General features: G+C 67.1%; 23 protein-coding genes, 1 pseudogene and 1 riboswitch. Of the genes and pseudogenes, 9 read left to right on the forward strand and 15 right to left on the reverse strand.

Annotation, left to right across the window (positions count from 1 at the left end; translation table 11 throughout):
* From IEX61_RS08355 to IEX61_RS08390, 8 genes are all read right to left on the reverse strand, one after another.
* Positions 1-360: cobalamin biosynthesis protein (locus tag IEX61_RS08355; protein WP_188817559.1), on the reverse strand; the 360-nt coding region annotated here is incomplete at its 3' end.
* On the reverse strand, positions 357-1,022 hold the full coding sequence (gene cobU, locus IEX61_RS08360; protein WP_188817560.1) for a bifunctional adenosylcobinamide kinase/adenosylcobinamide-phosphate guanylyltransferase: 666 nt from the start codon (positions 1,020-1,022) through the stop codon (positions 357-359). The genes IEX61_RS08355 and cobU, both read right to left, overlap by 4 nt.
* A complete protein-coding gene (cobT, locus tag IEX61_RS08365; RefSeq protein ID WP_188817562.1) occupies positions 1,019-2,107 on the reverse strand; it encodes a nicotinate-nucleotide--dimethylbenzimidazole phosphoribosyltransferase in 1,089 nt (362 codons plus the stop codon). The genes cobU and cobT overlap by 4 nt, the downstream gene beginning before the upstream one ends.
* A gap of 98 nt (positions 2,108-2,205) precedes the next feature.
* Positions 2,206-2,766: a cob(I)yrinic acid a,c-diamide adenosyltransferase gene (locus IEX61_RS08370; protein ID WP_188817564.1), complete on the reverse strand. Its 561-nt coding sequence runs from the start codon at positions 2,764-2,766 to the stop codon at positions 2,206-2,208.
* Positions 2,727-3,572: a heme ABC transporter ATP-binding protein gene (locus IEX61_RS08375; protein ID WP_188817566.1), complete on the reverse strand. Its 846-nt coding sequence runs from the start codon at positions 3,570-3,572 to the stop codon at positions 2,727-2,729. Before IEX61_RS08375 ends, IEX61_RS08370 begins: the two co-directional genes overlap by 40 nt.
* Positions 3,573-3,590: 18 nt before the next feature.
* Positions 3,591-4,610, reverse strand: coding sequence for a FecCD family ABC transporter permease (locus IEX61_RS08380; RefSeq protein ID WP_188817568.1), 1,020 nt, complete (start codon positions 4,608-4,610; stop codon positions 3,591-3,593).
* A 28-nt stretch (positions 4,611-4,638) separates the two neighbouring features.
* Entirely contained in the window at positions 4,639-5,607 is a 969-nt protein-coding gene (locus IEX61_RS08385) for an ABC transporter substrate-binding protein (protein ID WP_188817571.1), read from the reverse strand.
* Between the two features lie 254 nt (positions 5,608-5,861).
* Positions 5,862-6,045: riboswitch (cobalamin riboswitch) on the reverse strand.
* Positions 6,046-6,118: 73 nt separating this feature from the next.
* Positions 6,119-6,943, reverse strand: a complete 825-nt coding sequence (locus IEX61_RS08390; RefSeq protein WP_229725790.1) for a UTP--glucose-1-phosphate uridylyltransferase — start codon at positions 6,941-6,943, stop codon at positions 6,119-6,121.
* A 200-nt stretch (positions 6,944-7,143) separates the two neighbouring features.
* Here IEX61_RS08390 and IEX61_RS08395 point away from each other — a divergent pair, with 200 nt between their 5' ends.
* The 4 genes and pseudogenes from IEX61_RS08395 (at position 7,144) to IEX61_RS08410 (ending at position 11,984) form a co-directional block, all read left to right on the forward strand.
* Complete coding sequence (locus tag IEX61_RS08395; RefSeq protein WP_188817575.1) at positions 7,144-8,421, forward strand: UDP-glucose dehydrogenase family protein; 1,278 nt, start codon at positions 7,144-7,146, stop codon at positions 8,419-8,421.
* The gene (locus IEX61_RS08400; protein ID WP_054671195.1) at positions 8,418-9,371 is read left to right on the forward strand and encodes an NAD-dependent epimerase/dehydratase family protein; all 954 of its coding nucleotides are present in this window, start codon (positions 8,418-8,420) and stop codon (positions 9,369-9,371) included. The genes IEX61_RS08395 and IEX61_RS08400 overlap by 4 nt, the downstream gene beginning before the upstream one ends.
* 65 nt (positions 9,372-9,436) lie before the next feature.
* Positions 9,437-10,465: pseudogene (locus tag IEX61_RS08405) on the forward strand (glycosyltransferase family 4 protein); the annotation flags it as partial.
* A gap of 178 nt (positions 10,466-10,643) precedes the next feature.
* Positions 10,644-11,984: a CotS family spore coat protein gene (locus tag IEX61_RS08410; RefSeq protein ID WP_229725793.1), complete on the forward strand. Its 1,341-nt coding sequence runs from the start codon at positions 10,644-10,646 to the stop codon at positions 11,982-11,984.
* A gap of 127 nt (positions 11,985-12,111) precedes the next feature.
* On the opposite strand, the gene IEX61_RS08415 is transcribed toward IEX61_RS08410, so the two are convergent.
* Together IEX61_RS08415 and IEX61_RS08420 are read right to left on the reverse strand one after the other, a co-directional pair.
* Positions 12,112-12,696: a spore coat protein gene (locus tag IEX61_RS08415; RefSeq protein WP_054672526.1), complete on the reverse strand. Its 585-nt coding sequence runs from the start codon at positions 12,694-12,696 to the stop codon at positions 12,112-12,114.
* 161 nt (positions 12,697-12,857) lie between these two features.
* The gene (locus IEX61_RS08420) at positions 12,858-13,970 is read right to left on the reverse strand and encodes a citrate synthase/methylcitrate synthase (protein WP_229725791.1); all 1,113 of its coding nucleotides are present in this window, start codon (positions 13,968-13,970) and stop codon (positions 12,858-12,860) included.
* 283 nt (positions 13,971-14,253) lie between these two features.
* On the opposite strand from IEX61_RS08420, the gene hutH reads away from it, so the two are divergent.
* Positions 14,254-15,807 carry a histidine ammonia-lyase gene (gene hutH / locus IEX61_RS08425; protein WP_188817579.1) on the forward strand — a complete coding sequence of 518 codons (1,554 nt, stop codon included), beginning with the start codon at positions 14,254-14,256 and terminating at the stop codon, positions 15,805-15,807.
* A 253-nt stretch (positions 15,808-16,060) separates the two neighbouring features.
* On the opposite strand, the gene IEX61_RS08430 is transcribed toward hutH, so the two are convergent.
* Genes IEX61_RS08430 through IEX61_RS08440 form a run of 3 tightly spaced genes read right to left on the reverse strand, consistent with a single transcriptional unit; the run spans position 16,061 to position 18,714 of the window.
* Positions 16,061-16,726, reverse strand: a complete 666-nt coding sequence (locus tag IEX61_RS08430; protein ID WP_054673103.1) for a sugar phosphate nucleotidyltransferase — start codon at positions 16,724-16,726, stop codon at positions 16,061-16,063.
* A gap of 12 nt (positions 16,727-16,738) precedes the next feature.
* Positions 16,739-18,169, reverse strand: coding sequence for a phosphoglucomutase/phosphomannomutase family protein (locus IEX61_RS08435; RefSeq protein WP_188817581.1), 1,431 nt, complete (start codon positions 18,167-18,169; stop codon positions 16,739-16,741).
* A 5-nt stretch (positions 18,170-18,174) separates the two neighbouring features.
* The gene (locus IEX61_RS08440) at positions 18,175-18,714 is read right to left on the reverse strand and encodes a glycosyltransferase family protein (protein ID WP_188817583.1); all 540 of its coding nucleotides are present in this window, start codon (positions 18,712-18,714) and stop codon (positions 18,175-18,177) included.
* A 575-nt stretch (positions 18,715-19,289) separates the two neighbouring features.
* On the opposite strand from IEX61_RS08440, the gene IEX61_RS08445 reads away from it, so the two are divergent.
* The 4 genes from IEX61_RS08445 to IEX61_RS08460 all read left to right on the forward strand — a co-directional run bounded on the left by IEX61_RS08445 (position 19,290) and on the right by IEX61_RS08460 (position 23,539).
* Positions 19,290-20,309 (forward strand): glycosyltransferase family 4 protein, encoded by a 1,020-nt coding sequence (locus IEX61_RS08445; RefSeq protein ID WP_188817585.1) that lies wholly within the window; start codon positions 19,290-19,292, stop codon positions 20,307-20,309.
* Positions 20,306-21,190 (forward strand): glycosyltransferase, encoded by an 885-nt coding sequence (locus tag IEX61_RS08450; RefSeq protein WP_188817587.1) that lies wholly within the window; start codon positions 20,306-20,308, stop codon positions 21,188-21,190. The genes IEX61_RS08445 and IEX61_RS08450 overlap by 4 nt, the downstream gene beginning before the upstream one ends.
* A 394-nt stretch (positions 21,191-21,584) precedes the next feature.
* Positions 21,585-21,953, forward strand: a complete 369-nt coding sequence (locus IEX61_RS08455; protein WP_054672363.1) for a DUF485 domain-containing protein — start codon at positions 21,585-21,587, stop codon at positions 21,951-21,953.
* Positions 21,954-22,021: 68 nt separating this feature from the next.
* Positions 22,022-23,539, forward strand: coding sequence for a monocarboxylic acid transporter (locus IEX61_RS08460; protein ID WP_229725792.1), 1,518 nt, complete (start codon positions 22,022-22,024; stop codon positions 23,537-23,539).
* A gap of 85 nt (positions 23,540-23,624) precedes the next feature.
* Here IEX61_RS08460 and rfbD read toward each other — a convergent pair whose 3' ends face one another.
* Both rfbD and rfbB read right to left on the reverse strand, forming a co-directional pair.
* Positions 23,625-24,275 (reverse strand): dTDP-4-dehydrorhamnose reductase, encoded by a 651-nt coding sequence (rfbD, locus tag IEX61_RS08465; protein ID WP_188817591.1) that lies wholly within the window; start codon positions 24,273-24,275, stop codon positions 23,625-23,627.
* Entirely contained in the window at positions 24,263-25,222 is a 960-nt protein-coding gene (gene rfbB, locus IEX61_RS08470; RefSeq protein ID WP_188817593.1) for a dTDP-glucose 4,6-dehydratase, read from the reverse strand. The genes rfbD and rfbB overlap by 13 nt, the downstream gene beginning before the upstream one ends.
* Positions 25,223-25,423: the final 201 nt, after the last annotated feature.

The raw sequence follows: 25,423 nt of genomic DNA on the forward strand, positions 1-25,423 counted from the left end.
CGCCGCGCCGAGGGGGCCAGCCAGCATATAGCCCATCCCCTCTGCCGCCAGCGCCGCCGCGCCCGCCGTCCCCACCGCCACAAGCCACAACAGCACGCCGGCTGCACGCTCCCGCCGCGGCGTGGGACCGGCGCACGCGAGGACGCGGCGCAGGGTGCGCTCCAGCGCGACGATGAGGCGGCCCAACGCGGCCACCGGATGGCCGCGCTGCGGGTCGCCGAAGAGGAGGTCGAGGGCCACCGGCGCACACACGCCCAGGCCCACCACGCCCAGCCACAACGCCTCCGCCGATCCCCGCCCCCACAGCCAGCCGATGAGACCGAGCCCCCATGCCGCCCCGTCGGCGAAGCTGCCGCTCACCGCTGCACGCCCTCCCCCGTGCCCGCCACCAGGCGCGCGGCGGCATCGTGCGGCGCGCAGGCCAGGGCCTTCACCTCGACAGCCTGTCCAGCCACCACCAGGTAGACCGCCTGGGCCGCGTCGGCAAGGCGACGGTTCACCTGGCCGGCCACGTCGCGGTAGAGCCGGCCGAGGGGTGTGGGCGGCACGACGCCCCACCCCACCTCGTTGGTGACGAACACCGTCCAGCCGAAGCGTCGCACCGCCGCCGTCACCAACGCCTTGGCGTTCTCCGCCACGCGTTCGGCCAGCACCTGTTGGGTTTCGACGGGAAGCGCGTCGGAACCCGTCAGGTCGACGCCGGCCGCTTCGGCCTGGGCCGCCAGCCAGTTGGCGACGAGGAGCGTGACGCAGTCAAGGAGGACGACGTCGTGCGGCGCCGCTGCCCGGAGCGCGCCGATGGCGTCGCGCGGCGCTTCGACCGTGCGCCACGACGCCGGGCGCCTCCGGCGATGGCGCCCGATGCGCGCGGCCATTTCCGCGTCGCGCGCCTCAGCGGTGGCCACGTAGGTGACGCCGGACTGGGATGCGGCGGCCAGATGCGCGGCGAGGCGCTCAGCGAAGGCGCTTTTCCCGCTGCGCGCGCCCCCCGTGACCACGACCAGACGGGAAGAGGACCTCAAGGTTGCGCCGCCTCCTCCGCCACCACCGGACCGGAGACACCGGCGTCCGCAAAGGTGGCCATCTCGTCGCGAATCCGGCACGCGGCCTCAAGCAGGTGAAAAGCGAGCACCGCCCCCGTCCCCTCGCCGAGGCGCATGTCCACGTGAAGCGGCGGGGCCAAGCCGAGCAACGCCAAGAGTCGGCGGTGCCCCCGCTCCGCCGATTGGTGCGAGGGAAACAGGTAGTCCTTCACGCGCGGGGCCAGGCGGCACGCCACGAGGGCCGCGCTGGAGGCGGGAAATCCGTCGACAACCACCGGCACGCGCCGGGCGGCGGCACCCAACATCAGCCCGGCCAAAGCGGCAATCTCCAGCCCGCCCACCTTGTGCAGCACGTCCACCGGATCGTGCGGATCGGGCCGGTTGACGGCCAAGGCCCGCCGCACGGCCTCCGCCTTGCGCGCCAGGGCCGCGGCGTTCACCCCTGTGCCGCGCCCGACGCAGTCCGCCGGGTCGTCGCCGGTGAAGGCGGCGAGAAGGGCCGCGGCGCTCGTCGTGTTGCCAATGCCCATTTCGCCGGTGGCCAGAAGGCGATAGCCGCGATCGGCCAGCTCCTCCGCCACCTCGATCCCGACGCAGAGGGCTTCAAGGGCTTCTGCTCGCGTCATGGCCGGCCCCTTGGTGAAGTTGGCCGTCCCGTAGCGGACCTTCTTCCGCACGAGGGCCGGGTGGTCGATGTCCACGGCCACGCCGACGTCGACGCACACCACGTCGGCCCCGGCCAGACGGGCCAGCGCGTTGATCGCCGCCCCACCCGTCAGGAAATTGCGCACCATCTGCGGCGTCACCTCGGCCGGGTACGCGCTGACGCCTTCCTCGACGACGCCGTGGTCGGCGGCCATCACCACCACGGCTTTTTTCGGAAATCGGGCCTGCACCGTTCCCGCAATGCCCGCCAGGCGCACGGCGTAGGCCTCGAGCTGCCCCAAGCTGCCCGGCGGCTTGGTCAGCCGATCGAGGCGGGCCTGCGCGGCGGCCATCGCCGCCTCGTCCAGCGGCCCGATCTGATTCAGAATGGTTTGAACCTTTTCTTCCCAGCGGCTCATCGGCCCTCCCTCTCTCTGCGGAAAGATGGGCAGGGCTTCCCGCGGCGCTTGCGTTCCCGCCTGGTCCCTGCCGCCGGGCGACGGCGGTCGGCGGTGCGCTACAGCTCAATGCCGTACACCGCGGGAATGCCCCGGTCGTAGTAATGCTTGAGCGGTTCCATCACCGTGACCAGGTCGGCCCGTTCCACAATGGCCGGGTGCGCCGACCGGCCCGTCAGCACCAGGTGGGTATGGGCCGGACGGTTGTCGATGAGCGCCAATACCTCGGCAAGGGGCAGCACGTCGTCGACGGGAAAGCGCGCGATGGCCAGCGCCGTGTTGATCTCGTCGAGAACGGCCAGGTCGTAGGCGCCGCTGTGGATCTTCTCCTTGGCCAGCGCCCACCCGCGGCGCAGCGCCTCCCGGTGCACCTCCGGCGTCTTCGTCCACGTAAAGCCCTCGCCAAGCTGGTGCATCTCGACGCCCGGCAGGTAGCGGATGGCCCGCTGCTCGCCGGTGACGCGCTCCGGCGACTTGATGAACTGCAGAAACAGCACCCGGAAACCGCGCCCCACCGCCCGCAGCGTCAGGCCAAGGGCCGCGGTGGTCTTCCCCTTCCCGTCCCCGGTGTACACCAGGGTCAACCCCTTGCGGCGCACGGGCTGGCGTTCATCCGCCATTGGCCGTCCGCCTCCTCTCCCCTGGCCTCGTCGCGCGCCGGCCGCACGAGAACCTGGGGGGCGCCGCACTCCGGGTGGCGCACCACCAGCGGCCGCGTGCCGTACACGGCGGCGAGGGTCGGCTCGGCCAGCACCTCGGCCGGCCGGCCGCGCGCCACCACGCGCCCCTCGGCAAGCAGCACCACCTCGTCGGCGTACAGCGCGGCCAGGTTCAGGTCATGGAGCACCATCACCACCGTCAGGCCGTTCTGGCGCTGCCAGCGGCGCACCCGATCGAGCAGGTTGACCTGGTGCCCGATATCCAGGTAGGTGGTCGGTTCGTCCAGGAGCAGCACGCGCGGCTCCTGGGCCATCACGCGCGCCAGCGCCACGCGCTGGCGCTGGCCCCCGCTGAGCCGGTCGACGGGCACGTCGGCCAGCGGGGTGAGCTTGAGCTCGTCAAGGACGCGCGCCACCACCGCGCGATCATGGGGCGTCTCGCCGCGCAGCGGGCGAAGGTAGGGGTGGCGGCCCATCGCCACCAGCTCGCGCACCGTAAAGGGGAACGGGGCGGCCGTCTCCTGCGGAAGCACGGCCAGAAGGCGGGCCAACTCCCGCCGCCGGTAGGCCCGCACCGGCCGGCCGGCCACCCACACGCTGCCGCGGTCCGGCTCGACCACACCGGAGAGCACCCGCAGCAGCGTGCTTTTCCCCGCTCCGTTCGGTCCGATCACCGCCACACACGCGCCGGCGGGAACCTCCAGGGAAACGCCGCGCAGCACGTCACGCCCGCCGTACGCTTTCCACACGTCCCGCACGTCGATCATCGGCACCGCTCCTTTCCGTCACATCCCGCGCCGGCCGCGCCGCAACAGGTAGGCGAAAAACGGCGCCCCCAGCGCCGCCGTTACCGCCCCGACGGGCAGCTCCGCCCCGGCCAGAGCCGTGCGGGCGAAGGTGTCGGCCCACAGCAGGACGAAGGCCCCGGCCAGCGCCGACGCCGGCACGAGCACGCGATGATCCGGTCCGACAAGCAGGCGCATCACATGGGGCACCACCAGGCCGACAAAGCCGATGATGCCGGACACCGACACCGCCGCCGCCGTCATCAGCGAGGCGGCAAGGAGGATGTGCACTTTGCGCCGCTCCGTCTCCACACCGAGATGGGCGGCCTGCTCCTCCCCGAGGGTGAACACGTTGAGGTCGCGCGCCCAAAAGAGGAGCAGGACAAAGGGCACGAGCACATACGGAAGGGCGACGGCGACGAGCAGCGGATCGCGGTTGGCCAGGCTGCCCATCAGCCAGTGGATGACGCTCGGCAACCGGTCGGCGGAAAAGGCGATGGCCAGCGTCAGCGCCGCGCCGAGGAAGGCCTGCACCACCACGCCGGCCAGGAGCGTCGTCTCCCGCACCAGCCGGCCACCAACGGCCCCCAGGCGCAGCGTGACGAGGAGGGCGGCCATCCCCCCGCCAAAGGCGGCCAGCGGTACGGCAAACAGGCCGAGATGCGCCCGCGGCCAGCCGGCAAGGAGGGCCAACACCGCCCCCAGCGCCGCACCCGACGACACGCCCAGGATGTACGGATCGGCCAGCGGATTGCGCAGCACGCCCTGGTACGCCGCGCCGGCGGCCCCGAGGGCGGCGCCGACCAGAAGCGCCAGCAGCGCGCGGGGCACGCGCAGGTTCCACACAATGGCCTGGGCCACGGCGTCCTCCGCCGTCGCCTGCCCGGTTACCTCGCCCCACAGCACCCGCCAGACGGTGGCCACGGGAAGATCCACGCTGCCCAGCGTCAAGGTGACGAGCAGGGACAGCAAGAGGGCGCCGCCCATCCCGGCCATCCACATTGCCTTGCGCGCCCTCATGCCGTTTCCTCAACCATCACATTTCGGTTTAGCGGAAGCGGTCGGGATAGAACGCCTTGGCCAGCGCCTCGGCTCCGTCGACGATGCGCGGCCCCGGTCGGCTGATGAGGTCCGAATCCAGGGCGTACACCCGGCCTTCCCGCACTGCGTCGACCACGTTCCACCCCGCGCGCTGCTTGGGCTTGTCCGCGGCGTTCGGGACGTAGTAGCCGTATGTGACCACAATCACCTGCGGATTCCGCTGGATGACCGTCTCGGCGCTGATCTTCTGCCAGCCTTCCAGATCGTGGGCAATGTTCCGCCCGCCGGCCAGCTGGATCAGCTCGTCCATAAACGTGTTCTTCCCGGCCGTGTAGAGCTGGTCGGGATCGGCCTCCACATAGACGCGCACGCGCTCCTTTTCCGGAATGGCCTGAACCTTCTCGCGAATGGCCTGCTCCTTGGCCTTCATGCGGTCGATGACCTGCTTCGCCTCTTTGGTGCGGTTCGTGATCTTGCCCAGCTCGCCGATCACCCGGTAGACGTCCTTCAGGCTCTGCGGATCGTACACCACCACCGTCAGGCCCGCCTTGCGCAGCGCGTCAACGGTCTCTTTGTTGTGCGAGCCCAGCACCACCAGGTCAGGCTTCAGGCTGAGGAGCTCCTCTGTCGGCGGGTTCAGGCCGTCTTGGAAGACGTGCTCCACCTTTTTCTGCACGTCCGGCGGGTAGTTGTCCCACTTGGTAACGGCCACCACCTTGCCTTCCAACCCCAGCGCAAACAGCGTCTCCGTGTGGCTGGGGATCAACGAGACGATGCGCTGCGGCTCCTTTTGGACCGTCACCTCCGCCCCGCTGTCATCCCGTACGGTGAGGGGATAGGTGACGGGCTTTCCGCTGGCCACCTCCTCCGCGGCATTCCCCGGTGATGCCGGTTTCTCTGACTGGCACGCGGCAAGACCGACCGGCAACAGGAGCAGGATAAAGACGAGAACGACAGCTTTCCACCCGTGTCGCATGGCGTTCCTCCTTCTCCCTCTCTTCGATTGTTGGACAAAAACAAAATCCCTTGCCCAAACGGACAAGGGTACGTCGCGACCAGAGCGCCAAACCGGAACAAAAAACGCCGACCGTTCCCGGCCTCCATTGCCACCGCGCCACAACGGCCGCGCTGCCGCTGCGCACCATTGCGCCAACGACCGCAATGCCGCCGGCCAACATGGAGGAGCCGGGCGCGTCCATGCGACGTCTGCACCCTTTCCGCGAGGGCTGCAGCGTCATGGGCAAATCGGCAGGTCTCCTGGCTCATGGATCCTCGCTTCCCGCGCCTTCCCATCCCTTCGGACAGTGGCATGATGCGGGTCGCTCCCCATTCACAGTGGCGGGACCGCGCCGGACTTTCACCGGACTTCCCTTTTCACCGCCGGTCAAGGCGGACCGATTTGCCTGCGCGCGAATGTTGTCAACAAAACCAGTTCCATTATAAACGAGCGGGACGACCGTTGACAACGACAATCGCCCCAAACCTGCCTACTTCGTTCCCGCAGCCGGGTCTTGCGTGAGAAACCGGTGGAGCAACGCCACATATTCCCGCTCCAGGCTCACGTCGTACCGCTCGTGGGGCCACGGGACCCCGTACACCGAACCGTGCGCCAGATAGCCACGCAGCGCGTCCGTCAGTTGCAATTCGCCGCCTACGCCCGGGGTCAGGGCTTCGAGGTGGGGAAAGAGGTCCGGCGTCAGCACATAGCGGCCGATCACCGCGTAATTTGACGGCGGCGCTTCGCGCGGTTTCTCGACAATCTCCTCGATCTTGAACCGGTCCCCCGCCGGCGTCACACGCGCCACCCCGTACCGGTGCAGCACATCATCGGGCATCACTTTCAGCGCCACGACCGGCGCGCGGCAGGCGGCGTACGCCTCCACCAACCCGGCAAGGGCCGGCCGGGGGCCAAACAGGAGATCGTCGGGCAGCAGCACCGCAAACGGCTCGTCGCCCACAAAGGGTTTGGCCAGCCGCACCGCGTCGCCGAGGCCCTTGGGTTCTTGCTGGCGTACGAACTGTACGTGAACCGGGGGAAGGGCGAGCGCCTTCCGCAGATGGCCCTTGGACGCCTGTTCCAAATGGTGCTCCAATTCCGGCGCCCGGTCAAAATAGTTGACCAGGGCCTCTTTGCCGCGTGAAACTACCAGGAGGATGGCGTCAATTCCTGCGGCCACCGCCTCCTCCACCACATAGTGGATGGCCGGCTTGTTGCCCACGGGGAACAATTCCTTGGGCACCACTTTGGTCACCGGCAAATTGCGCGTTCCCAAACCGGCGGCGGGGATGACCGCCTTGCGAACCCGTGTCAATTTTTGTCCTCCTTCGGACCCGTCCGTGCACATTGTTTCTTATTACGGTATGCCAGTCCGCCGGTTGGTGTAACTTGATTTAAAACACATATGCCTATTTATATTTAGAAACCGTAAACAATCGGGCATTTAACCAGACAATTAGAAGGATCGGACATAGAAATGAAAGAAAAACCCGTACCCCAAAAGGGGGAACCGCCATGAAGGTCTGCATCATCGGAGTAGGATACGTCGGTCTGACCACGGCGGCCGTTCTGGCCGATATGGGACACCAGGTCACCTGCGTCGACAAGGACGCGCACAAATTGGCCGAGTTGAGGGCCGGGCGCATTCCGTTTTACGAGCCCGGGCTTGACGAGCTTGTTGCCCGGGGGCGCGCGAATGGACGCCTGACGTTCACCGCGGATTTGCCAAACGGCCTTGCCGAGGCCTCCGTCGTGATGATCGCCGTCGGCACACCAGCGTTTCCCGACGGTCGCTGCAACCTCACCTACGTGTGGCAAGCCGTCGACGAGCTGGCCCAAACGCTGACCCACCCGGCCACGGTGATCGTCAAAAGCACGGTTCCGCCGGGCACCACCGCCCAAATCCAACGCGCCATGGCGGAAACGAGCCGCATTCGCGCCGTCCACGTCGTGGCCAATCCCGAATTTCTGCGTGAAGGTTCCGCCGTCGCGGACACCCGGAGGCCTGACCGCATTGTCGTGGGCGTAACGACGCGGGAAGCGCTGGTCGCCGTGCGCGCCCTGTACCAAGGAATCGACGCGCCCTATGTCGTGACCACGCCAACCGGGGCCGAAATGATCAAGTACGCCGCCAACGCCTTTCTGGCCACGAAAATCTCGTTCATCAACGAGATGGCCCGCATTTGCGATGCCTATGGCGTACGCGTCGACGACGTTGCCGAAGGGATCGGGCTGGATGCACGCATCGGCCGCGCCTTTCTGCGGGCCGGCCTGGGGTACGGCGGATCCTGCCTGCCGAAGGATGTCGACGCCCTGATTCACGCCGCGCGGGACAAAGGGGTCGACCCGCTCATCCTCCCCGCCGTCCAACAGGTCAACGCCACCCAGCCCGACCTCTACGCCCGCAAATTGCGGGACGCGTTGGGCGGCCTCGCCGGCAAGCGCGTCGCCGTGTGGGGCATCGCCTTCAAGCCCAACACCGACGACACGCGCGCGTCGCAGGCGCTGGCGCTGATCGATCGGCTGCTTGCAGTGGGCTGCACGGTGCGCGCGTTCGATCCCTTGGCGCGCTGCGAACGACCGGAGGTGGCGGTGGCGACGGACCCGTATCAAGCGGCCGCCGATGCCGATGCCCTCGTCGTCGCCACGGAATGGGACCTCTTCCGCCGCGCCGACTGGTCCCGTGTCAAAGCGGTCATGCGCGGCAACGTCGTCGTCGACGGGCGCAACTGCCTCGACCCCGAAACCGTTCGGGCCCACGGACTTCGCTACGTGGGGGTGGCGCGACCATGAACATTCTCGTCACCGGAGCCGCCGGCTTCATCGGGTCCCACCTGTGTGAACGCCTGCTGGATGCGGGCCACACGGTGATTGGCGTTGACGCCCTGCTCAACCCGTCCTTGCGCCCCCTCAAACGGCGCAACCTGACGGCGCTTCTTCCCCACCCGCGCTTCCGGTTCGTCGAGGCGGCCATCCAAACGGCCGATTGGGCGACGCTCCTCGACGGCGTGGACGCCATCTTCCACCTGGCCGGCATGCCCGGCGTGCGCACCAGCTGGGGCGCCAACTTTTCCGCCTACGTGGAGCACAACATCCTGGCCACGCAGCGGCTCCTGGAAGCCTGCGCGCGCCGTCCCCTGCAGCGGTTCGTGTTCGCCTCCACCTCTTCGGTCTACGGACACCAGACGGGCAAGGTTGCGGAAACCCGCTTGCCGGCTCCCCTGTCGCCCTACGGCGTCACGAAGCTGGCCGGGGAACACCTCTGCCGGGCCTATGCCGAACGGGACGGCCTTCCCGTCGTCATCCTGCGCTACTTTACCGTGTACGGCCCGCGGCAGCGGCCGGACATGGCCTTTCACCGCTTTATCCGTGCGCTGCTTGTGGGCGAGCCCATCCCTCTGTACGGGGATGGCCACCAGACGCGCGACTTCACCTACATCGCCGATTGCATCGACGGCACCGTTGCCGCGCTCACCGCTCCAGATGCGGTGGGCGAAACGATCAACATCGGCGGAACCGAGCGCGCCAGCCTGCGCGAGGTGATCGCCCTCCTGGAAGACCTGACCGGACGACGCGCCACGATCGCCCAGCACGACGCGCCGCAGGGCGAACCCCGGCACACCTGGGCCGACATCTCCAAAGCCCAGCGGCTCCTCGGTTACCGTCCCCAAGTGGACCTGCGCACCGGGCTGGCCCGCCAGATCGACGATCTCGAGCGCCTCTACGCGAGGGAATCGGTATGAAGCTGGCCCTGATCTGCAGCGAAAAGCTCCCGTCGCCGGCCATTCGCGGCGGCGCCATCCAGACGATGATCGACGGCGTGGTGCCGTTTCTCCGGCGCCGCCACGAGGTCACCATCTTCTCGATCACCGACCCCGACCTGCCCGAGCGCGAAGAGCGGGACGGCGTGCGCTACATTCGCGTTCCCGCCCAGCGCTACGTGGAAAACGTTGCCCAGGAGCTGCGCCACCATTCCTTCGATGTCATCCACGTGCTGAATCGCCCCCGCGCCGTCCTGTCGTACAAGAAGGCGGCGCCGGACAGCCGCTTCGTGGTCAGCCTGCACAACGAGATGTTTTCGCCGGCCAAACTGCCGATCGCCCTCGGCCGCGCCGTCATTGAGGCCGTTTCCGCCATCGCCACGGTGAGCGACTACATCGGCCGCACCGTCCTCGCGTGGTATCCCGCCGCGCGCGACAAGCTGCGGACCGTCTATTCCGGGGTCGACCTCAAGCAGTTCGTTCCGGCGTGGAAGCCGGAAGCGGCCCCCATCCGCGACGCCCTTCGCAAGCGGTACGGGGTCACCGGGAAGAAGGTGATCCTCTACATCGGCCGGCTCAGCTTCAAAAAAGGCCCCCACGTGCTGATCGAGGCCATGCGCCACGTGCTGCCGCGCCATCCCGACGCCGCGCTGGTCATCGTGGGCGGGAAATGGTTCAGCGACGACGGCGTCAACCGCTACATCCGGCTGCTTCACCGCTTGGCCGCCCCTTACGGCGACCGCATCGTGTTCACGAAATTCGTTCCGCCGAAGGAAATCCCGCATCACTTCCTGCTCGGCGACGTGTTCGTCTGCAGCTCGCAATGGCAAGAGCCGCTGGCCCGCGTCCACTATGAGGCCATGGCGGCGGGGATCCCGCTCATCACCACCAAGCGCGGCGGCAACCCGGAAGTGGTCACCCACGGGGAAAACGGCCTCCTCGTCGAGGACTACGCCAATCCGCGCGCCTTTGCCGAGGCCATCGATTACCTGCTGTCCCACCCGAAGGAAGCTCAGCGCATGGCCAAAGCCGGCCACGCCCTCGTCAAGGAACGCTTCCAGTTTCGCCACGTGGCCGAGCGGCTGGAGGCGTTCTACTCCGAAGCCTGCGGGCAGCCCCGCGAGGCGTCCCTCCCTGCAGCCGAAGCCCCGACGACACCGAGCGAAGCAAAAGGGCAGCCTCCCGAAGCGCCCCCGTCCGTAGCCGAAGCCTCCGCGGCATCGAGCACACCCCTGCCGCCTCAGCAGGGATCGGATGCGCCGGAGACCCCGGCGGCACCGAGCACGCCCCTGCCACCCAAGAGGGGATCGGACGCGCCGGACACCCCGGCAGCCTCGACACCCGCCGCCCCGCCATCGCCACCGGCGACGCCTGCCCCGCAGGTGGTGTCGCCCGCCAATCCCGCGAGCGTCCCGCTCGTGCGCCGGCCCGCGGCGCGGGGTGGAAGGCCGCCTTCCCGCCCCCGCACCGCGTCCGCGCCACGAACCGCTCGCCGCGGAGCGCCGCCTAAGCGGTTGCAGAGGAAAGGAGGAAACCCGCCACGTGAACGCCCACGCACCGATCGACCCGCAAACGGATCCCGTCGTCCCCAACGTCCTCGAGCGGTACCCCCTTCCCGTGTCCGACGTCCGTCTGCTGTCGGACAAAGGAAAAAAAGCGGTGTGGGAAATCCGCTCCAAAGCCGGCGTGTACGTCCTCAAAAAAACGCCGCTCCCCGCAGAACGGCAGCGCTTTCTCAACACCGCCGTCCACCACTTGCGGCGCGGCGGAGCAACCCTCCCGGCCATCATCCCAACGGCCACCGGCGACGACTTCGTCCCCGTTGAGCGGTCATGCTACGTCCTGTACGAGGCTGTCGAGGGGCGCGCCCCCAACTATGAGGATGCCGACGATTTGCGGGAGATCCTGCGGTCGCTCGCGGCCTTTCACCGCGCCTCGCGGGGGTATTCCCCCCCGCCGGATGCGCGGGAACGCTCCCATCTCGGACGGTGGGAGCGGTCGTACGAACTGCGGTTGGCCAAGCTTCGTTTCTATGCCGAACGGGCGGTTTACGAGGATCACCCCGTGGCGCTCGCCGTTCGCGAGACCAGCGCAACGTTTCTGCGGGAAGCCGAAACCGCCTTGGCCCTCCTTCACCAGCCCGCCTACCGCCAATGGGTGGAAAAGGTCGGGGAAGAGCGAAACCTCTGCCACCAAGACTACGCCGCCGGCAACTTAATCGTCACGGAGGCGGGCATCGCCGCCATCGACACCGACTCCCTTACCGTGGACCTGCCCGCGCGGGATTTGCGAAAGATTCTGAACAAGGTCATGAAGAAACTGGGGTGGGACGAAGCGCGGACACACGCCATGCTCGCTGCCTACCACTCGGTTCACCCGCTCACCGCCGATGAATACGCCGTTGTCGCTGCCGATTTGCGTTTCCCGCACCTCTACTACGGCATCGTCACGAAAGCCTTCGAAGACCGCGCGGCCGACTGGACGCCCGATAAGCTGCTGGCCAAGCTGCACGAAACGATCGACACCGAAACGGCAAAAATGCGCGTGCTGGACCGTTGGAACGACATCGTCGCGGCCGTTTTGACGGGAACCTGATGCCCCAACCCCATACCCTCAAAACCAAACCCCCTTCGCTGCCGGAAAGCGAAGGGGGTTTTGCCGTCGGTGACCCGCTCGTGGGAGCGGATGTTTCCCTTCACGCCGGCCGAATCGTTCTGCCTGCTCACTGCACGCCCGTGTGCAGGCCGGGGGGCGCCGGCTGGTACAGGGCCGTCATCGTCTGGGTGGTGTTGACCTGCAAGGTCGGCACCTGGTAGTACCCCTTTTGGTTCATCCATTGGAAGACCTCATAGGCCTGCTCGGCGCAGTTCGTCGCCCCTTGCATCAGCATGCGGCGCAGCTCGGGGTCGGCGCATTCCAGCGCGGCGTGCATGCGCAAGCTGGCCGAGGCTTTGTGGCAACCGAGCACCGCGGACGCCACGTCGCGGTCGTCGATCGCGTTGGCCGAAGCGTTGGGGGACGCCGGAGCGGGATTGCGCAACCCGTACATCGGCGTCAGGTTGCGGCTCACCGGGCGATAGGGCACGGCCTGTCCCGCCCCGCGGCGATTCAAAACGGCCACCATGTTGTCGTATTCCTGAACGGCGAAACGCAGCTGGTTGTCCAAGATGGTGGCCAGTTGTTGATCTTGGACGTGCGGGCGGTACAGCTGGAAGGTGTTGATGCAATTGATGGCGTTGGAGAGCACCTCGTGGATCTCCATCACCTCATGGGCGCCCAAGTGGGCAGCCGGTTGCGTTTGCGCCATGGCAACTCCCTCCTCCGTTGGGATCCTCGTCAACGGTAAGGAGTATGCCCATCCAGCCAGCCGCGTATTCCTCGAGGGGGCTGTCGCGCAACCGGCCCTATGTTCTCGCCGTACAAACAAAAGGGCATGCGAATTCGCCGCGAATCCGCATGCCCTTTGCCCTACGCCTCGCCCTCCGGCATCGGGCCGGTGTAGACGGACTGCGGCCGGATCAAGCGGTTGTCGGCCGCTTGCTCCAGCACGTGGGCCGTCCACCCGGCCATGCGCGACAAGGTGAACGTCGGCGTGTACAGCTCCTTCGGCAGGCCAACGGCGCGCAGCACCGCCGCCGCGTAGAACTCGACGTTCGTGTACAGCTTGCGGCCCGGCTTGTATTCGGCGAGCAGTTTGATCGCCACCTCTTCCACGTGCACGGCCAAGTCGAGCCACGGGTCATCGCCAGCCACGCGCTTGGCCACCACCGCCAGCGCCTCGGCCCGCGGGTCGCGCGTCTTGTACACGCGGTGCCCAAAGCCCATGATCCGTTCGCCGCGCTCCAGAAGGCTGCGCAGGTACGGCTCGGCGTTCTCCTTCGTGCCGATGGCGGCCAGGGTCTCGTCCACTTCCGACGGCGCCCCGCCGTGCAAGGGTCCTTTCATCGTCCCGATGGCCGACGTCACCGCCGAGATAAGGTCGGACCGCGTCGACGTCGTCACCCGCGCGGAGAACGTAGAGGCGTTCATGCCGTGCTCCGCCGTCAGGATGAGGTAGGCGTCGAGGGCGGACACGTGGGCCGGGGATGGTTCCTTGCCGAACAGCATGTACAGGTAGTTGGCCGTGTGGGACAGGTCGCGCCGCGGTTCAAGGGGCTCCTGCCCATTGAGGCGGCGGTACCGGTAGGCAATGATCGTCGGCACCTTCGCCGTCACCGCCATCGCCTGCTCCACCGTGGGCGGCCAGCCATAGCTGTCGTCGCCCAGGGCCGACACCGCCGTGCGCAGGACGCTCATCATGTCCATGTTTTTCGGCAGCTGGTCGAGGATCGCCTTCAGGTACGCGGGCAGGAAGCGCGCTTCGACCATCTGCTCGCGGAACGCGCGCAGCTCGTCGTCGGACGGCAGGCGCCCGTGCCAAAGCAAGAAGGCCACGTGTTCGTACGTATACTTGAGGGCCAGCTCCTTCGCCCAATGCCCGCGGTAAACCAGGTGGCCCTTCTCCCCGTCTACGAGGCTGAGCTGGGTGTCCGTCACCGCAATACCTTCCAATCCCTTGTGGATGGTCACGTGGTTCGTCAACCTCGTCCCTCCCATCGCCGCATGCTGAGACCATTATACCAAGCGGGACGGCCAGCAGCCAACCACAAATCCGAATTCTGCTTGTTCCCGAACAATTCGATCAATTCCTTGCAGATCCGCACAAACGCCGCATATAATGAAGGTGCAACCGGAAACGTGGTGAGCGCGATGACGGCACTTCGTGCACAACGCCACACCTACCCTTTTTTTCGCGGGATGAGGCCGCGCGCCTCATCCCGTTTTCTTTGCCTTTAGCCCGCTGCCAAAGGAGCGTGATGCCCCGATGAATTCCCCCGTCATCCTCGACGGAGACTCCCTGGATGTGGGCGACGTCGCCGCCGTGGCGCACGATGCGCGCCCGGTCGACATCGCCCCGGCCGCCCGCAGGCGCATGCGCGCATCCCGGCGCATGGTGGAAGACTTGCTCGCGCAAAACGCTGTCGTCTACGGCGTGACGACGGGTTTCGGCAAGTTCAGCGACACGGCCATCGCCCCCGACCAGGTGGAACGGCTGCAGGAAAACCTCATCAAGAGCCACGCGTGCGCCGTCGGCGAGCCCTTCCCCGTCCCCGTCGTGCGCGCGATGATGCTCCTCAGGGCCAACGCCTTGGCCAAGGGCCACTCCGGCATCCGCCCCGAGGTGGTGGACCTCCTCGTCGCCATGCTCAACCGCGGCGTTCACCCCGTCGTCCCCCAGCAGGGATCCCTCGGCGCCAGCGGGGATCTGGCGCCCTTGGCCCATGTGGCCCTCGCCCTGATCGGCCTCGGCCGGTGCGAATTCCGCGGGGCGATCCTTCCCAGCGCCCAGGCGCTCAAGCAAGCCGGCCTTGCCCCCGTCCGCCTTGCCGCCAAGGAAGGGCTGGCCCTCATCAACGGCACGCAAGCGATGACCGCCCTCGCCGCCCTCGCCGTCGCCGACGCCCAACGCCTCGTCGACAGCGCCGACATCGTCGCCGCCCTCACCGTCGAGGCGCTGCGGGGCATTCCCCACGCCTACCATCCGCTGCTCGCCGCCGTGCGCCCCCATCCCGGCCAGGCCCGCGTCGCCCAGCGGCTGCGCGCCCTTCTTGCCGGCAGCCAGCGCACGAGCGCCCCGGGCCAGCTGCGCGTCCAGGACGCCTACAGCCTTCGGTGCATCCCCCAGGTGCACGGCGCCTCGCGCGACGCCCTCGACTACGTCGCTGGCGTGGTCCGGCGGGAACTCAACGCCTCCACCGACAACCCGCTCCTGTTCCCCGAAGCCGGTGAGGTGATCTCCGGCGGCAACTTCCACGGCCAGCCCGTCGCCGTGGCCTGCGACTTCCTCGCCATCGCCGTCGCCGAGCTGGCCAGCATATCCGAGCGCCGCATCGAGCGGTGCGTCAACCCGGCGCTGAGCGGGCTTCCGGCCTTCCTCACGCGACACGGCGGCCTGTGCTCGGGGCTGATGATCCCGCAGTACGTGGCCGCCTCCCTCGTGTCGGAAAACAAGGTGCTCGCCCATCCGGCCAGCGTCGACTCCATTCCGTCGTCGGCCAACCAGGAGGACCACGTGAGCATGGGCACGACGGCGGCGCGCAAGCTGCGCCAGATCCTGGACAACACCTTCACCGTGCTGGCCATCGAGTACCTCTGCGCCGCCCAGGCCATCGAATTTGGATCCGGCCGCCTCGGCGCGGGCACGCAAGCAGCCTACGACCTGTTGCGCACGCGCGTTGCGCCCCTCGACGAGGACCGCGAGCTGGACGGCGACATCGCCGCGGCGCGCGACCTGATCACAAGCGGCGCACTGGTGCGGCGGGTGGCCGAGGCCCTCGCACACGCCCAATCGGGCAATCCGGTCGTCGAGCCGTTTTGATCCCCTTACGCCACGCATCGCGAATTTCATCCAGACAAATCGGACGCTCGGACGGGCTTGCGGAACAGGTACAGGTCTTGGCGCGGGTTTCCCTTTGACCCTTCCGGCACCACGTCCACCACCGTCCAGTCCCGGGCCGGCGTTCCCACCACATAAGCGAGAGGGTGAAACGCCGAGCAGCGGTTCGTTCCGGGCACGTCTGGCCGCTCTACGACCAGCTTCCCGCCGCGAAACTGCTGCCGCTGCCGCAGCGTTAAATACGGGAGAAAGGCTGTGCCGTGCGTGGTGAAGAGGAAGTATCCGCCTGGCTTGAGGACGCGCCGCAGTTCGCGCAGCCACGCGTGCTGCAGTCCATGCGCAGCATGCGCCGGGCCCGTTCCAGAGGCGGCTTTTCAACGAACCGGCGCACGCGGTGTGCCGCCCCCTCCGGCTCCGCCTCGTCGATCAGGTACCCGTAGCCCGTTTCCGGGCGGGTGGGGCGAACGCCCAGCGTCACCACCCGGTTTCCTGTCGACGCTGCGCGAACCGCATCCCGCAGGGCCGCGGAAAAGGCCGCGTCATCTCCGACGTAGTGATCGGAGGGGAGCGTCACGAGCACGGGGTCGCCGCCCAGGCGCCGCCCGATCTGCAGGACGGTCCACCCGATGCACGGTGCCGTGTCGCGGCCCACCGGTTCGGCGATGATGCGGCCGTCCGGCAGTTCCGGCAGTTGCTGGCGCACAAGGGGAACGAGGCGCCTTTCGGTCACCACGAAGACGGGCGCCGTCGGAAAGGCCCGGATCGCCCGATCGTAGGTGGCCTGCAGCAGGCTGCGCCTGCCGAAAAAGGTCAAGAACGGCTTGGGACACGCGGGGCGGCTGAGGGGCCAAAAGCGGCTGCCGCGCCCGCCGGCCAAAATCAAAACGGCCACGTCTTCCATTGCCAACCCCTCCTACGTCCGTTGTCGTGCGGCATCCGGCCACAGGCGCGCGAGCAGATCCCTCCCCATCGCCAGGTAGCGGGCGACGCCGTCGTCGGTGGCCGCCTCGGCGTACAGCCGCACCAGCGGCTCGGTGCCGGACGGCCGAATGAGCAGCCACTCTTCGCCATACCACAGCTTGATGCCGTCCAGGGTTTCCCCGCGCTGCGCTCCGTATCGGGCCCTCGCCAGGCGCAGCGCCTCGCTGGCCTCCGCGGCGCCGATGGCCACCGGGCGCGCCAGCGGAATGTCCTCGCGACGAAAGCGGTGCGGGCCGTAGGTTCGGTGCAGCCGCTCCACCAGCTCGGCCAGCGGCATCCCGGTGCGGGCGAGCATCTCCAACACGAGCAGCGCGGCAAAAAGGCCGTCGCGGTCCGGTACGTGCCCGCGGAAGCCGTATCCCCCGCTTTCCTCGCCCCCCATCAGCACGTCCCCCCGCTCCATGTGGGCGGCGATGTGCTTGAACCCCACCGGCGTCACCACAAGGGGCAGGCCGTGGGCCGCGCAAATGCGATCGACCATCGCCGTGACGGAAACCGTCTTGACCACCGTTCCCCGCTGCCCCTTGTGCTCGACCAGGTAGGCGAGCAAGGCGGCGAACACCTCGTGCGCCGTTAAGCACCGCCCGCGCTCGTCGACCACGCCGAGCCGGTCGCCGTCGCCGTCGAAGGCCAGCCCCACATTCGCCTTGTCGCGGAGCACCGCCTCCCGCAGCGGCCCCAAATGCCGCTCGATCGGCTCCGGCGGCACGCGGTCAAAGCCCGGGTTGTACCGGTTGCGGATCTCGCGGACGGCGACGCCCGCCGGCGCAAGCAGCCGCGGCAAAAGCCCTTGGGCCGAGCCGTACATCGCATCGGCCACCACCGTGCCGCCCCAGCGGGCGATGGCCTCCAGGTCAAGGCGCGCCGCCACGTGGGCCCGGTAGGCGTCAAAAGGATCGAAGGTTTGCACGCGGGCGGCTGCGCGCTGCGCCGCAGGCGGCACGTCGCCGGCGTCGAGGTTGTTGGCAATTGCCTCGATGGCCGCGGCGGTCGCCGGATCCAGTGACGAACCGCGGGCGGACTTGATCTTGATCCCGTTCCACACCGGCGGATTGTGGCTGGCCGTCACCATGACGCCCAGATCGGCGCCAAGGTGGCGCACGGCGAAGGAGACCAGCGGCGTGGGGAGCATGGCCTGCGCCAGGTAGACGCGCAGCCCGCAGGAAGCCAGCGTGCGGCTCGCCTCTTCGGCCGCCTCCGCCGACAAAAAACGCCCGTCGTAGCCGACGACCACTGTACCGTCGGTGCGGCCCAGGGCGTGCACGAGGTGGCGGGCAATCCCCGTCACCACGCGGCGGACGTTGTCCAGCGTGAACCCCTCGCCGATGCGATCGCGCCAGCCGTCGGTTCCAAAGCGAATCATCGTCGTCACCTCCTGTTCACCAGGTCCTCAAGCCGCGCCAGGTACGCCGCGCGGTCGTCTTCCAGCCGCCTTCGCCCCTCGGGGCCGAAACACGCCGCCCAGGCCGCCTCGGCCATCGCGCGGCGCAACGGGGCGTCGGTCACCAGCCGCTCGACGCCCGCGGCCCATTCCTCCGGCAATGCGGCCAGGAAGCCGGTCGAGCCGTGGCGCACCGTCGCCGTGTAGGGTGGGAGCGCGGCGTAGACGCCGGGGATGCCGGCAAAGGTGTACTCGAGGTGCTTCACCGGTGACTTGCACGCGTTGAACGGATGGGAGACGAGCGGCGCCACGCCGACGGCGATGCGAAGGGCGGCGAGCCGCTGCAGGTACCGGTAAAAATGGCCTGTCGGCGGCAGCACCGTACCGGTTAGCCGACGCAAGGCCGGGGTCACGCATCCGTAAAAGCAAAAGGCGACGCGACCGGCATGCCGCGCGGCCAATTCGGCGAGCACCCCCTCGAGCAGGCGCAGATCGGCCGCGTGGGTAGCCGACCCGGCGTACCCCACCCGAATCGGGCTCCCTTCGGGCGTTGGCGGGCGATGAGCGACCCCATGGGCGGCGAGCGGCTTCGGCCACCAGCCGGCGCACGTCGTCCTGCCGCGCGTCCCAAAACGCCTTGCGGGGGTTGGTCGCCGGCAGGTTCGTCAGGTCGTCGTCCAACTCGTAGACGAGGGGGATGCGCGCGCGGCGGAGCGTCTGAACCAGTCTCGGCACGTCCCATCCCGGAACGGAGAGCATGCGCTGGACAAAAACCGCGTCGGCCCGCGCGAGGACGTCGTCAAGGGACAGGCCGCCGTCGCCCGGAAAAAGCAAGCGCACCCGGTTGGACCGGGCCGCCGAAAAAAAGGGACTTCCACGCGGTAGAAATAGCCCGCCGAAACCCGGGATTCCGGCGTGAGCACGGCAATCCGCAGCGGTTGCATGCGCTCCCCTCCCGCCCCTTTCATCGCGGTCCGGCACACACCGGACGCGCGGTTGCTACATAGTCTATGGCACCGCCTTCTGCGGCGCATGGGTCTCTGCCATCCAACAATCCCCCAATTTTCCAATCAACTTCCTTTCACGACGGGTTCATCCGGAGGTGGTCGGGCTGCCCCTTTACGTCCTCCCGCTCGGCGATGAACGAACCGCCAGCTCGCGCGCCCGCGTCTACGCCTTGCTTCCGTATCTGCAAAAGGCCGGCGTCGACTGCCGGGTGCTCTCCCCTTACGATCCAGAGGCGCTCGCGCCCGTGCTCGATTCCTGCGCCAAAACGCCGACCCTCATCATCCAGAAGCGCCTGCTGGACGACCGCTGGCGACACCGGCTGGTTCGGGCGGGCGTTCGTCTCGTGTTCGACCTCGACGACGCCTACTTTGCCTATGCGCCGACCGAATCACCCGACCGTCCCGCCCATCGCCTGCGCGTGGCCGCGCGCCGGCGGCATCTGGCGCGGATGGTGCAGGCAAGCGCCGTTACCGTCTGCGGCAACGCCTTTCTGGCCGCCTACGCGCACCGCCTGGGAGCCAAGGCCGCCGTCATTCCCACGTGCCTCGACCTGGCGGCGTACCCGCAAAAAGCCCCCGCGCCGCCGCCGGCGGTGCCGGTGATCGGCTGGATCGGCAGCGCCACCAACCTGCCCTATCTGGAGGTCGTGCGCCCGGCGCTTTCTGCGCTGTGCCGCCGCGGCGTCCCGTTCGTCTTTTCCGTCGTCTGCGACCGCGCGCCGGACTGGCCGGACCTCCCCGTGCGGTTTGTGCCGTGGACGGCAAGCGGCTGGTCGGCGGCCCTGCGCTCGTTTGACATCGGGGTGATGCCCCTCTTTTCCGATGACTGGGCGCGCGGAAAATGCGGGTTCAAATTGCTCGAGTACCTGGCGACCGGCATCCCGGCCGTCGCCTCGCCCGTCGGGGTCAACGGCGATATCGTCCGCCACGGGGAAAACGGGTTTCTCGCCGCCGCCTCCGGCGAGTGGGAAGCGTGCTTGGAGCGGCTCCTGGTCGATCCGGCCCTGCGCCGGCGTATAGGCGAAGCCGGGCGCCGCACGGTGGAAGAACGCTTCACGGCAGACCGCGCAGCCGCGCAGTGGCTTGCGCTGCTGCGCCAGGAGGGGTTCACATGAACGGCACGCCGCGGGTGACCGTCATCATCCCCGCCAAAAATGAAGGACCGCATCTGGCACAAACCGTCGCCGGGGTCCTCAAGGCGCAGACGGCGGTCCCCTTCACCGTTCTCGTCGTCGACGACGGCTCGACGGACGGCGGAACCGACGCCCTCGCGCCATACCGGGAAAGCGGTCAGGTGGCCGTCCATCGCACTTCCGGACTGGGGCTCGCCAACGCGCGCAACCTGGGGGCGACGCTGGCCGCCACGCCGTACCTCGTCTTTCTCGACGGCCACGTGTTCGTCCACGATCATTGGCTGGACCCGCTGATTGCCCTCCTCGAAGCCGGAACGGCCGATGCCGTCTGCCCGGCGGTCTACGCCCACAACCGCCCGCGGCGTGTGGGCTTTGGCGTCACCTTTGACGGCCGGCTCCGGTACACGTGGCTGCCGCGCCAGGGGACCGGGCCCTATGCCGTTCCGGTCATTCCCGGATGCGCTTTCGCCATCAAAACCGCCGCGTTTCGGGCCGTAAGAGGATGCAACGAGCGCTTCCGCACATGGGGCTTCACCGACATCGAGCTGTCCCTTAAGCTGTGGCTCTTCGGCTTTCGCTTGTTTGTTCACCCCGGGGTGCGCGTGGGCCATGTGTTTCGCGCCGGCCATCCGTATCCCGTCCCGCCGGAACACGTGAACGCGAACCTGCTCGTGCTGGCCTACTGCCATTTTTCCGAGCCCCGCATTGCCAAGGCCGAGGCGCTGGTACGCGAGGCCCCCTATGGCGAGCGGCTGATCCGCGCCGTGCGGTCCAGCGACGTCTGGGCGGCACGCGCGTGGTACCTGGCCAACCGGACGCACAACGACGATTGGTACATGGAACGCTTTGGCATCCCCTTCTGAACCGAATCCATGAACGACAACGGCCTTCCCACGTCGGGAAGGCCGGTTTTCCATGGGCCACGCGACGCGACACGGCGCGAAAACCGCATTGGTTATCACGCCATTCCCTTTACATTTTTGTATCCTCCCGCAACGAACGTTTAACTTCTTCATGCTGCTTTTCGCACCATTCCCTCCAATTACACGCCCGCTACCGCAGTTGGCACCTCCATTTCGGCATTTCAAACCCAAGAAAACGCTTTCTTAATACAATTTATTTCGTAAATTTAATTATGTGAAGAATTTTATTGTATTAAACTTTCTTAATTTTACTTGACTTATCGCCAAACCTTCAGTATCTTGAAAATTGAATCAACGCATACACCGCATCATCTCTCGGGAGGGGGAAAGCGAAATGAACCAAAACGCGCGTACCAACGAGGGACATGAACCGCTGGAAGCAAAGAAACCGGGTCTCCTATCCGACCGGGAGTGGGAGGAGGTGGCACGCGACGAAACGTTTCGCCATCTGGTCGCAGAAAAAAAACGGTTCATCGTTCCGGCCACGATCTTTTTCCTGGTGTACTACTTCACGTTCATCGTGATGATCGGGTTCTTCAAGTTCCTGAACACAAAAATCTTTGCCAGCGTCAACTGGGCCCACGTGTTTGCCTTGTCCCAATTTTTTATGGCCTGGACGATCGCCATCCTCTACGCCCGCAAAGCCAGCCGCTTCGACCAGTTGGCTGCCTCCATTTCCCAACGCCTGTCGAGGCGAACGTAAGAATTGTGATTGCCGTGCAAAAGTGTAAGCGGTTCCATCTATCGGGCAACAGAAGGAGGGAAATGCACATGTCCACCGGAACGAATATGCTCGCTTTTTGGCTGTTTGTCGCTTTCGTCGTCCTAACGTTGATCATCACCTGGTGGGCTTCCAAACGCACGAAATCGACGACGGAATTTTATACCGCCGGCCGAACGATCTCCGGCATGCAAAACGGGTGGGCCATCGCCGGGGACTACATGAGCGCCGCGTCGTTCCTCGGCATCGCGGGGATCATCGCGTTAAACGGCTACGACGGGTTCATCTACTCCCTCGGCTTTTTTGTCGCGTACCTGTTTGTGCTGCTCATCGTGGCCGAACCGCTGCGCAACACCGGGAAGTACACGTTGGCCGACGTGCTCGCCCTTCGCCTGCGCGAAAAACCGGTTCGCTCGGTGGCCGCCCTGAGCACGCTGACGATCAGCACCTTCTACATGATCGCCCAGCTGGTGGGCGCCGGCGGCCTCATCAAGCTGCTTCTCGGCCTCAACTACGAGCTGTCCATCGTCATCATCGGCGTGCTCATGACGCTGTACGTCACGTTCGGCGGCATGCTGGCCACCACGTGGGTGCAGATCATCAAAGCCGTCCTGCTGATGACCGGAACCGCCCTTTTGGCCATCCTCGTGCTGAAGGAATTTGCCTTCAATCCGATTGCCTTCTGGAACGCGCTGGCCGACAAATTCGGGCAGGACTTCCTGGAACCCGGCAAATACCTCACCAACCCGTGGGAAAACCTGTCCTTGAACATCGCCCTCGTGCTCGGAACGGCTGGCCTTCCGCACATCCTCATCCGCTTCTACACCGTTCCGACGGCACGGGAGGCGCGCAAATCGGTCGTCGTGGCGATGGTCATCATCGGCCTCTTCTACATCCTCACGCCGCTCCTCGGCTTTGGCGCCGCGTACTTTGTCGGCCAGGACCAAATTCAAGCCGTCAACAAGGCCGGCAACATGGCCGCGCCGATGCTGGCCGAAGCGCTGGGCGGGTCCTTCTTCCTGGCCTTTATCTCCGCGGTGGCCTTTGCCACCATTCTCGCCGTCGTCGCCGGGCTGGTCATTTCGGCGGCCAGCGCCTTCGCCCACGACTTTTACACCAACGTCATTCGCCACGGCCGGGCCACGGAAGCCGAGCAGGTACGGGTGGCCAAAATCGCGTCCGTCGGCGTCGGGGTGGCGTCCATCCTGCTGGCACTGCTCGCCAAGGACATGAACGTGGCCTACCTGGTGGGGCTGGCCTTCGCTGTGGCGGCCAGCGCCAACGTGCCGGTGATCGTCCTGACCCTGTTCTGGAAGCGCTTCAACACCGCCGGTGCCGTGGCAGGGATGCTCACCGGGCTCATCTCTGCGGTGGGGTTGGTGCTGATCAGCCCCAACGTCATGAGCCCGGAAACGGCCATCTTTCCGCTCAAAAACCCCGCCCTTGTCTCGGTGCCCCTCGGTTTCCTGGGTGCCTGCCTTGGAACCGTCCTCACGCGCGACCCAAGGGCGCTGTCGCGGTTCCCCGAACTGTACGTCCGCTCGCAAACCGGCATCGGCGCCGAATAAGCCAAACCGGGGCCTCCCCGCTTGGGGATGGCCCCTTCCTTTTCGCCGCCTCGCTGTCGGCCTCGCCAAAGGCGTATTGTCGCGTTCAAAAGGAGAGGGCGGCGTTGGCGGCGTGCACGATTCCCGTGGCGTCGGTGGGCAGGACCTCGGCGAGGAACCGCGCCAGGTCCCACGTGTGCGTCGGCGGGCCGATCACGTCGCGCACCACGGCGACGGGTTCGCCGCGCCGCAAGCGGTCCAGCACCCGCTGCGCGAAGTTTGGCCCGTGGGGACCGTACAGCCAGGCCGTCCGCACGACGAGATGGCGCGCCCAGGCGGCCAACACCGCCTCTTCGCCCCGCAGCTTCGACCAGCCGTAGGTGTTCAGCGGACGGGGGACGTCGTGTTCCACGTAACAGCCGCCCTTTTCTCCGTCAAACACGTAGTCGGTGCTGATGTGCACGAGCCTGGCCCCCACCGCCTCGGCCGCCCGCGCCAGCAGGCCGGGCGCGACGGCGTTGACGCGCAGCGCCGTGACGCGGCGCATTTCGCAGGCGTCCACCTGGGTAAACGCGGCGCAGTTGACGATCGCGTCGGGGCGCAGGGCGCGTACGAGGGCTTCCGTCTGGCAGCGGCAGGCCACGTTCCACGCGTCCCGGCGGTAGGCGTGCACCGTCCACTCCGGCCGGTGGCGGCGCAGCCACGCCGCCAGTTCCATGCCGAGCTGTCCGCCCGCGCCGGCGATCAGCACCCGCATGTCCACCAGTCCCTGTGACGGCGATACCACGCCACCGTGCGGGCAAGCCCTTCGGCAAAGGAAACGCGCGGGGCCCATCCCAAGCGGCGCCGCGTGCGCCGGTCGTCGAGGGCGTAGCGGCGGTCGTGCCCCGGGCGATCGGGCACATGAACAACGTGCGACGGGTCGCGGCCCAGGAGACGCAAGACGGCCTCAGCCACTTCGCGATTCGTTCGCTCCTCACCGGCAGCAATGTGGAACACGTCGCCGGCTTCGCCTTTGACCATTGCCGCTTCCAGGGCCCGACAATGGTCTTCCACGTACAGCCAGTCGCGCCGCTGCTCCCCATCCCCGTACAGCGGAATCGGCCGGTCCTCCAGCGCGCACAGGATGGCTTTGGGAATCAATTTTTCCGGGTGCTGCCGCGGCCCGTAGTTGTTCGTGCACCGGGTGAGGACCACCGGCAACCGGTACGTTCGCACGTACGCCTGGCACAAAAGGTCGCCCCCGGCCTTGCTCGCCGCGTACGGGCTGCTCGGCAAAAGCGGGGCGTCCTCGCCGGCTGTCCCCTGCGCGATGGGCCCATACACTGCGTCGGTTGACACGACCACCACCTTCTGCACGTCATACCGGCGGGCCATTTCCAGAACGCAGTAGGTGCCAAAGACGTTCGTGCGCACAAACGCTTCGGGATCGGCAATGCTCCGGTCGACGTGGCTTTCGGCGGCCAGATGGAACACCACGTCGACCCCATTGCGGAACACCGGCTCGACGTCTTCCGGATTGGCCACGTCCCCCCGCACGAACACGTGGTTTTTGTGCCGCGCCAATTCCGCCAGCGTGGCCCGCGACGTCGCGTAGGTCAGCTTGTCGAAGGTGACCACCGTCGCCCCCGGATAAGCCCGACACAGGTGCTCCACCAGATGGCTGCCGATAAACCCCGCGCCTCCCGTCACGAGAATGCGCATTCGGCCTCCCTCTCTTTCCGTGACGTGTGGATCGACTCGCCCCGATCCCCCCAACATGGGCACGCCGGCCGTCCCCGGCACCCCGTCGTCGCTGCTTTATGGTATGATGTGGGGGAGATAACCGTGCGCTGGGCCCGATGGGGCGTGTCAACTCACATAAAAACCTAACCGAAGTGAAGCCGGTCACTCACGAGAAAATCT

The sequence above is a fragment of the Calditerricola satsumensis genome, assembly GCF_014646935.1.
Classification (GTDB): domain Bacteria; phylum Bacillota; class Bacilli; order Calditerricolales; family Calditerricolaceae; genus Calditerricola; species Calditerricola satsumensis.

Excerpts from the sequence above, each read along its gene's own strand:
- cobT (WP_188817562.1), bottom strand. The coding sequence starts at position 2,107 with ATGAGCCGCTGGGAAGAAAAGGTTCAAACCATTCTGAATCAGATCGGG.
- IEX61_RS08370 (WP_188817564.1), bottom strand. The coding sequence starts at position 2,766 with ATGGCGGATGAACGCCAGCCCGTGCGCCGCAAGGGGTTGACCCTGGTG.
- IEX61_RS08375 (WP_188817566.1), bottom strand. The coding sequence starts at position 3,572 with ATGATCGACGTGCGGGACGTGTGGAAAGCGTACGGCGGGCGTGACGTG.
- IEX61_RS08380 (WP_188817568.1), bottom strand. The coding sequence starts at position 4,610 with ATGAGGGCGCGCAAGGCAATGTGGATGGCCGGGATGGGCGGCGCCCTC.
- IEX61_RS08385 (WP_188817571.1), bottom strand. The coding sequence starts at position 5,607 with ATGCGACACGGGTGGAAAGCTGTCGTTCTCGTCTTTATCCTGCTCCTG.
- IEX61_RS08395 (WP_188817575.1), top strand. The coding sequence starts at position 7,144 with ATGAAGGTCTGCATCATCGGAGTAGGATACGTCGGTCTGACCACGGCG.
- IEX61_RS08400 (WP_054671195.1), top strand. The coding sequence starts at position 8,418 with ATGAACATTCTCGTCACCGGAGCCGCCGGCTTCATCGGGTCCCACCTG.
- IEX61_RS08410 (WP_229725793.1), top strand. The coding sequence starts at position 10,644 with ATGCGCCGGAGACCCCGGCGGCACCGAGCACGCCCCTGCCACCCAAGA.
- IEX61_RS08415 (WP_054672526.1), bottom strand. The coding sequence starts at position 12,696 with ATGGCGCAAACGCAACCGGCTGCCCACTTGGGCGCCCATGAGGTGATG.
- hutH (WP_188817579.1), top strand. The coding sequence starts at position 14,254 with ATGAATTCCCCCGTCATCCTCGACGGAGACTCCCTGGATGTGGGCGAC.
- IEX61_RS08430 (WP_054673103.1), bottom strand. The coding sequence starts at position 16,726 with ATGGAAGACGTGGCCGTTTTGATTTTGGCCGGCGGGCGCGGCAGCCGC.
- IEX61_RS08435 (WP_188817581.1), bottom strand. The coding sequence starts at position 18,169 with ATGATTCGCTTTGGAACCGACGGCTGGCGCGATCGCATCGGCGAGGGG.
- IEX61_RS08450 (WP_188817587.1), top strand. The coding sequence starts at position 20,306 with ATGAACGGCACGCCGCGGGTGACCGTCATCATCCCCGCCAAAAATGAA.
- IEX61_RS08455 (WP_054672363.1), top strand. The coding sequence starts at position 21,585 with ATGAACCAAAACGCGCGTACCAACGAGGGACATGAACCGCTGGAAGCA.
- IEX61_RS08460 (WP_229725792.1), top strand. The coding sequence starts at position 22,022 with ATGTCCACCGGAACGAATATGCTCGCTTTTTGGCTGTTTGTCGCTTTC.
- rfbD (WP_188817591.1), bottom strand. The coding sequence starts at position 24,275 with ATGCGGGTGCTGATCGCCGGCGCGGGCGGACAGCTCGGCATGGAACTG.
- rfbB (WP_188817593.1), bottom strand. The coding sequence starts at position 25,222 with ATGCGCATTCTCGTGACGGGAGGCGCGGGGTTTATCGGCAGCCATCTG.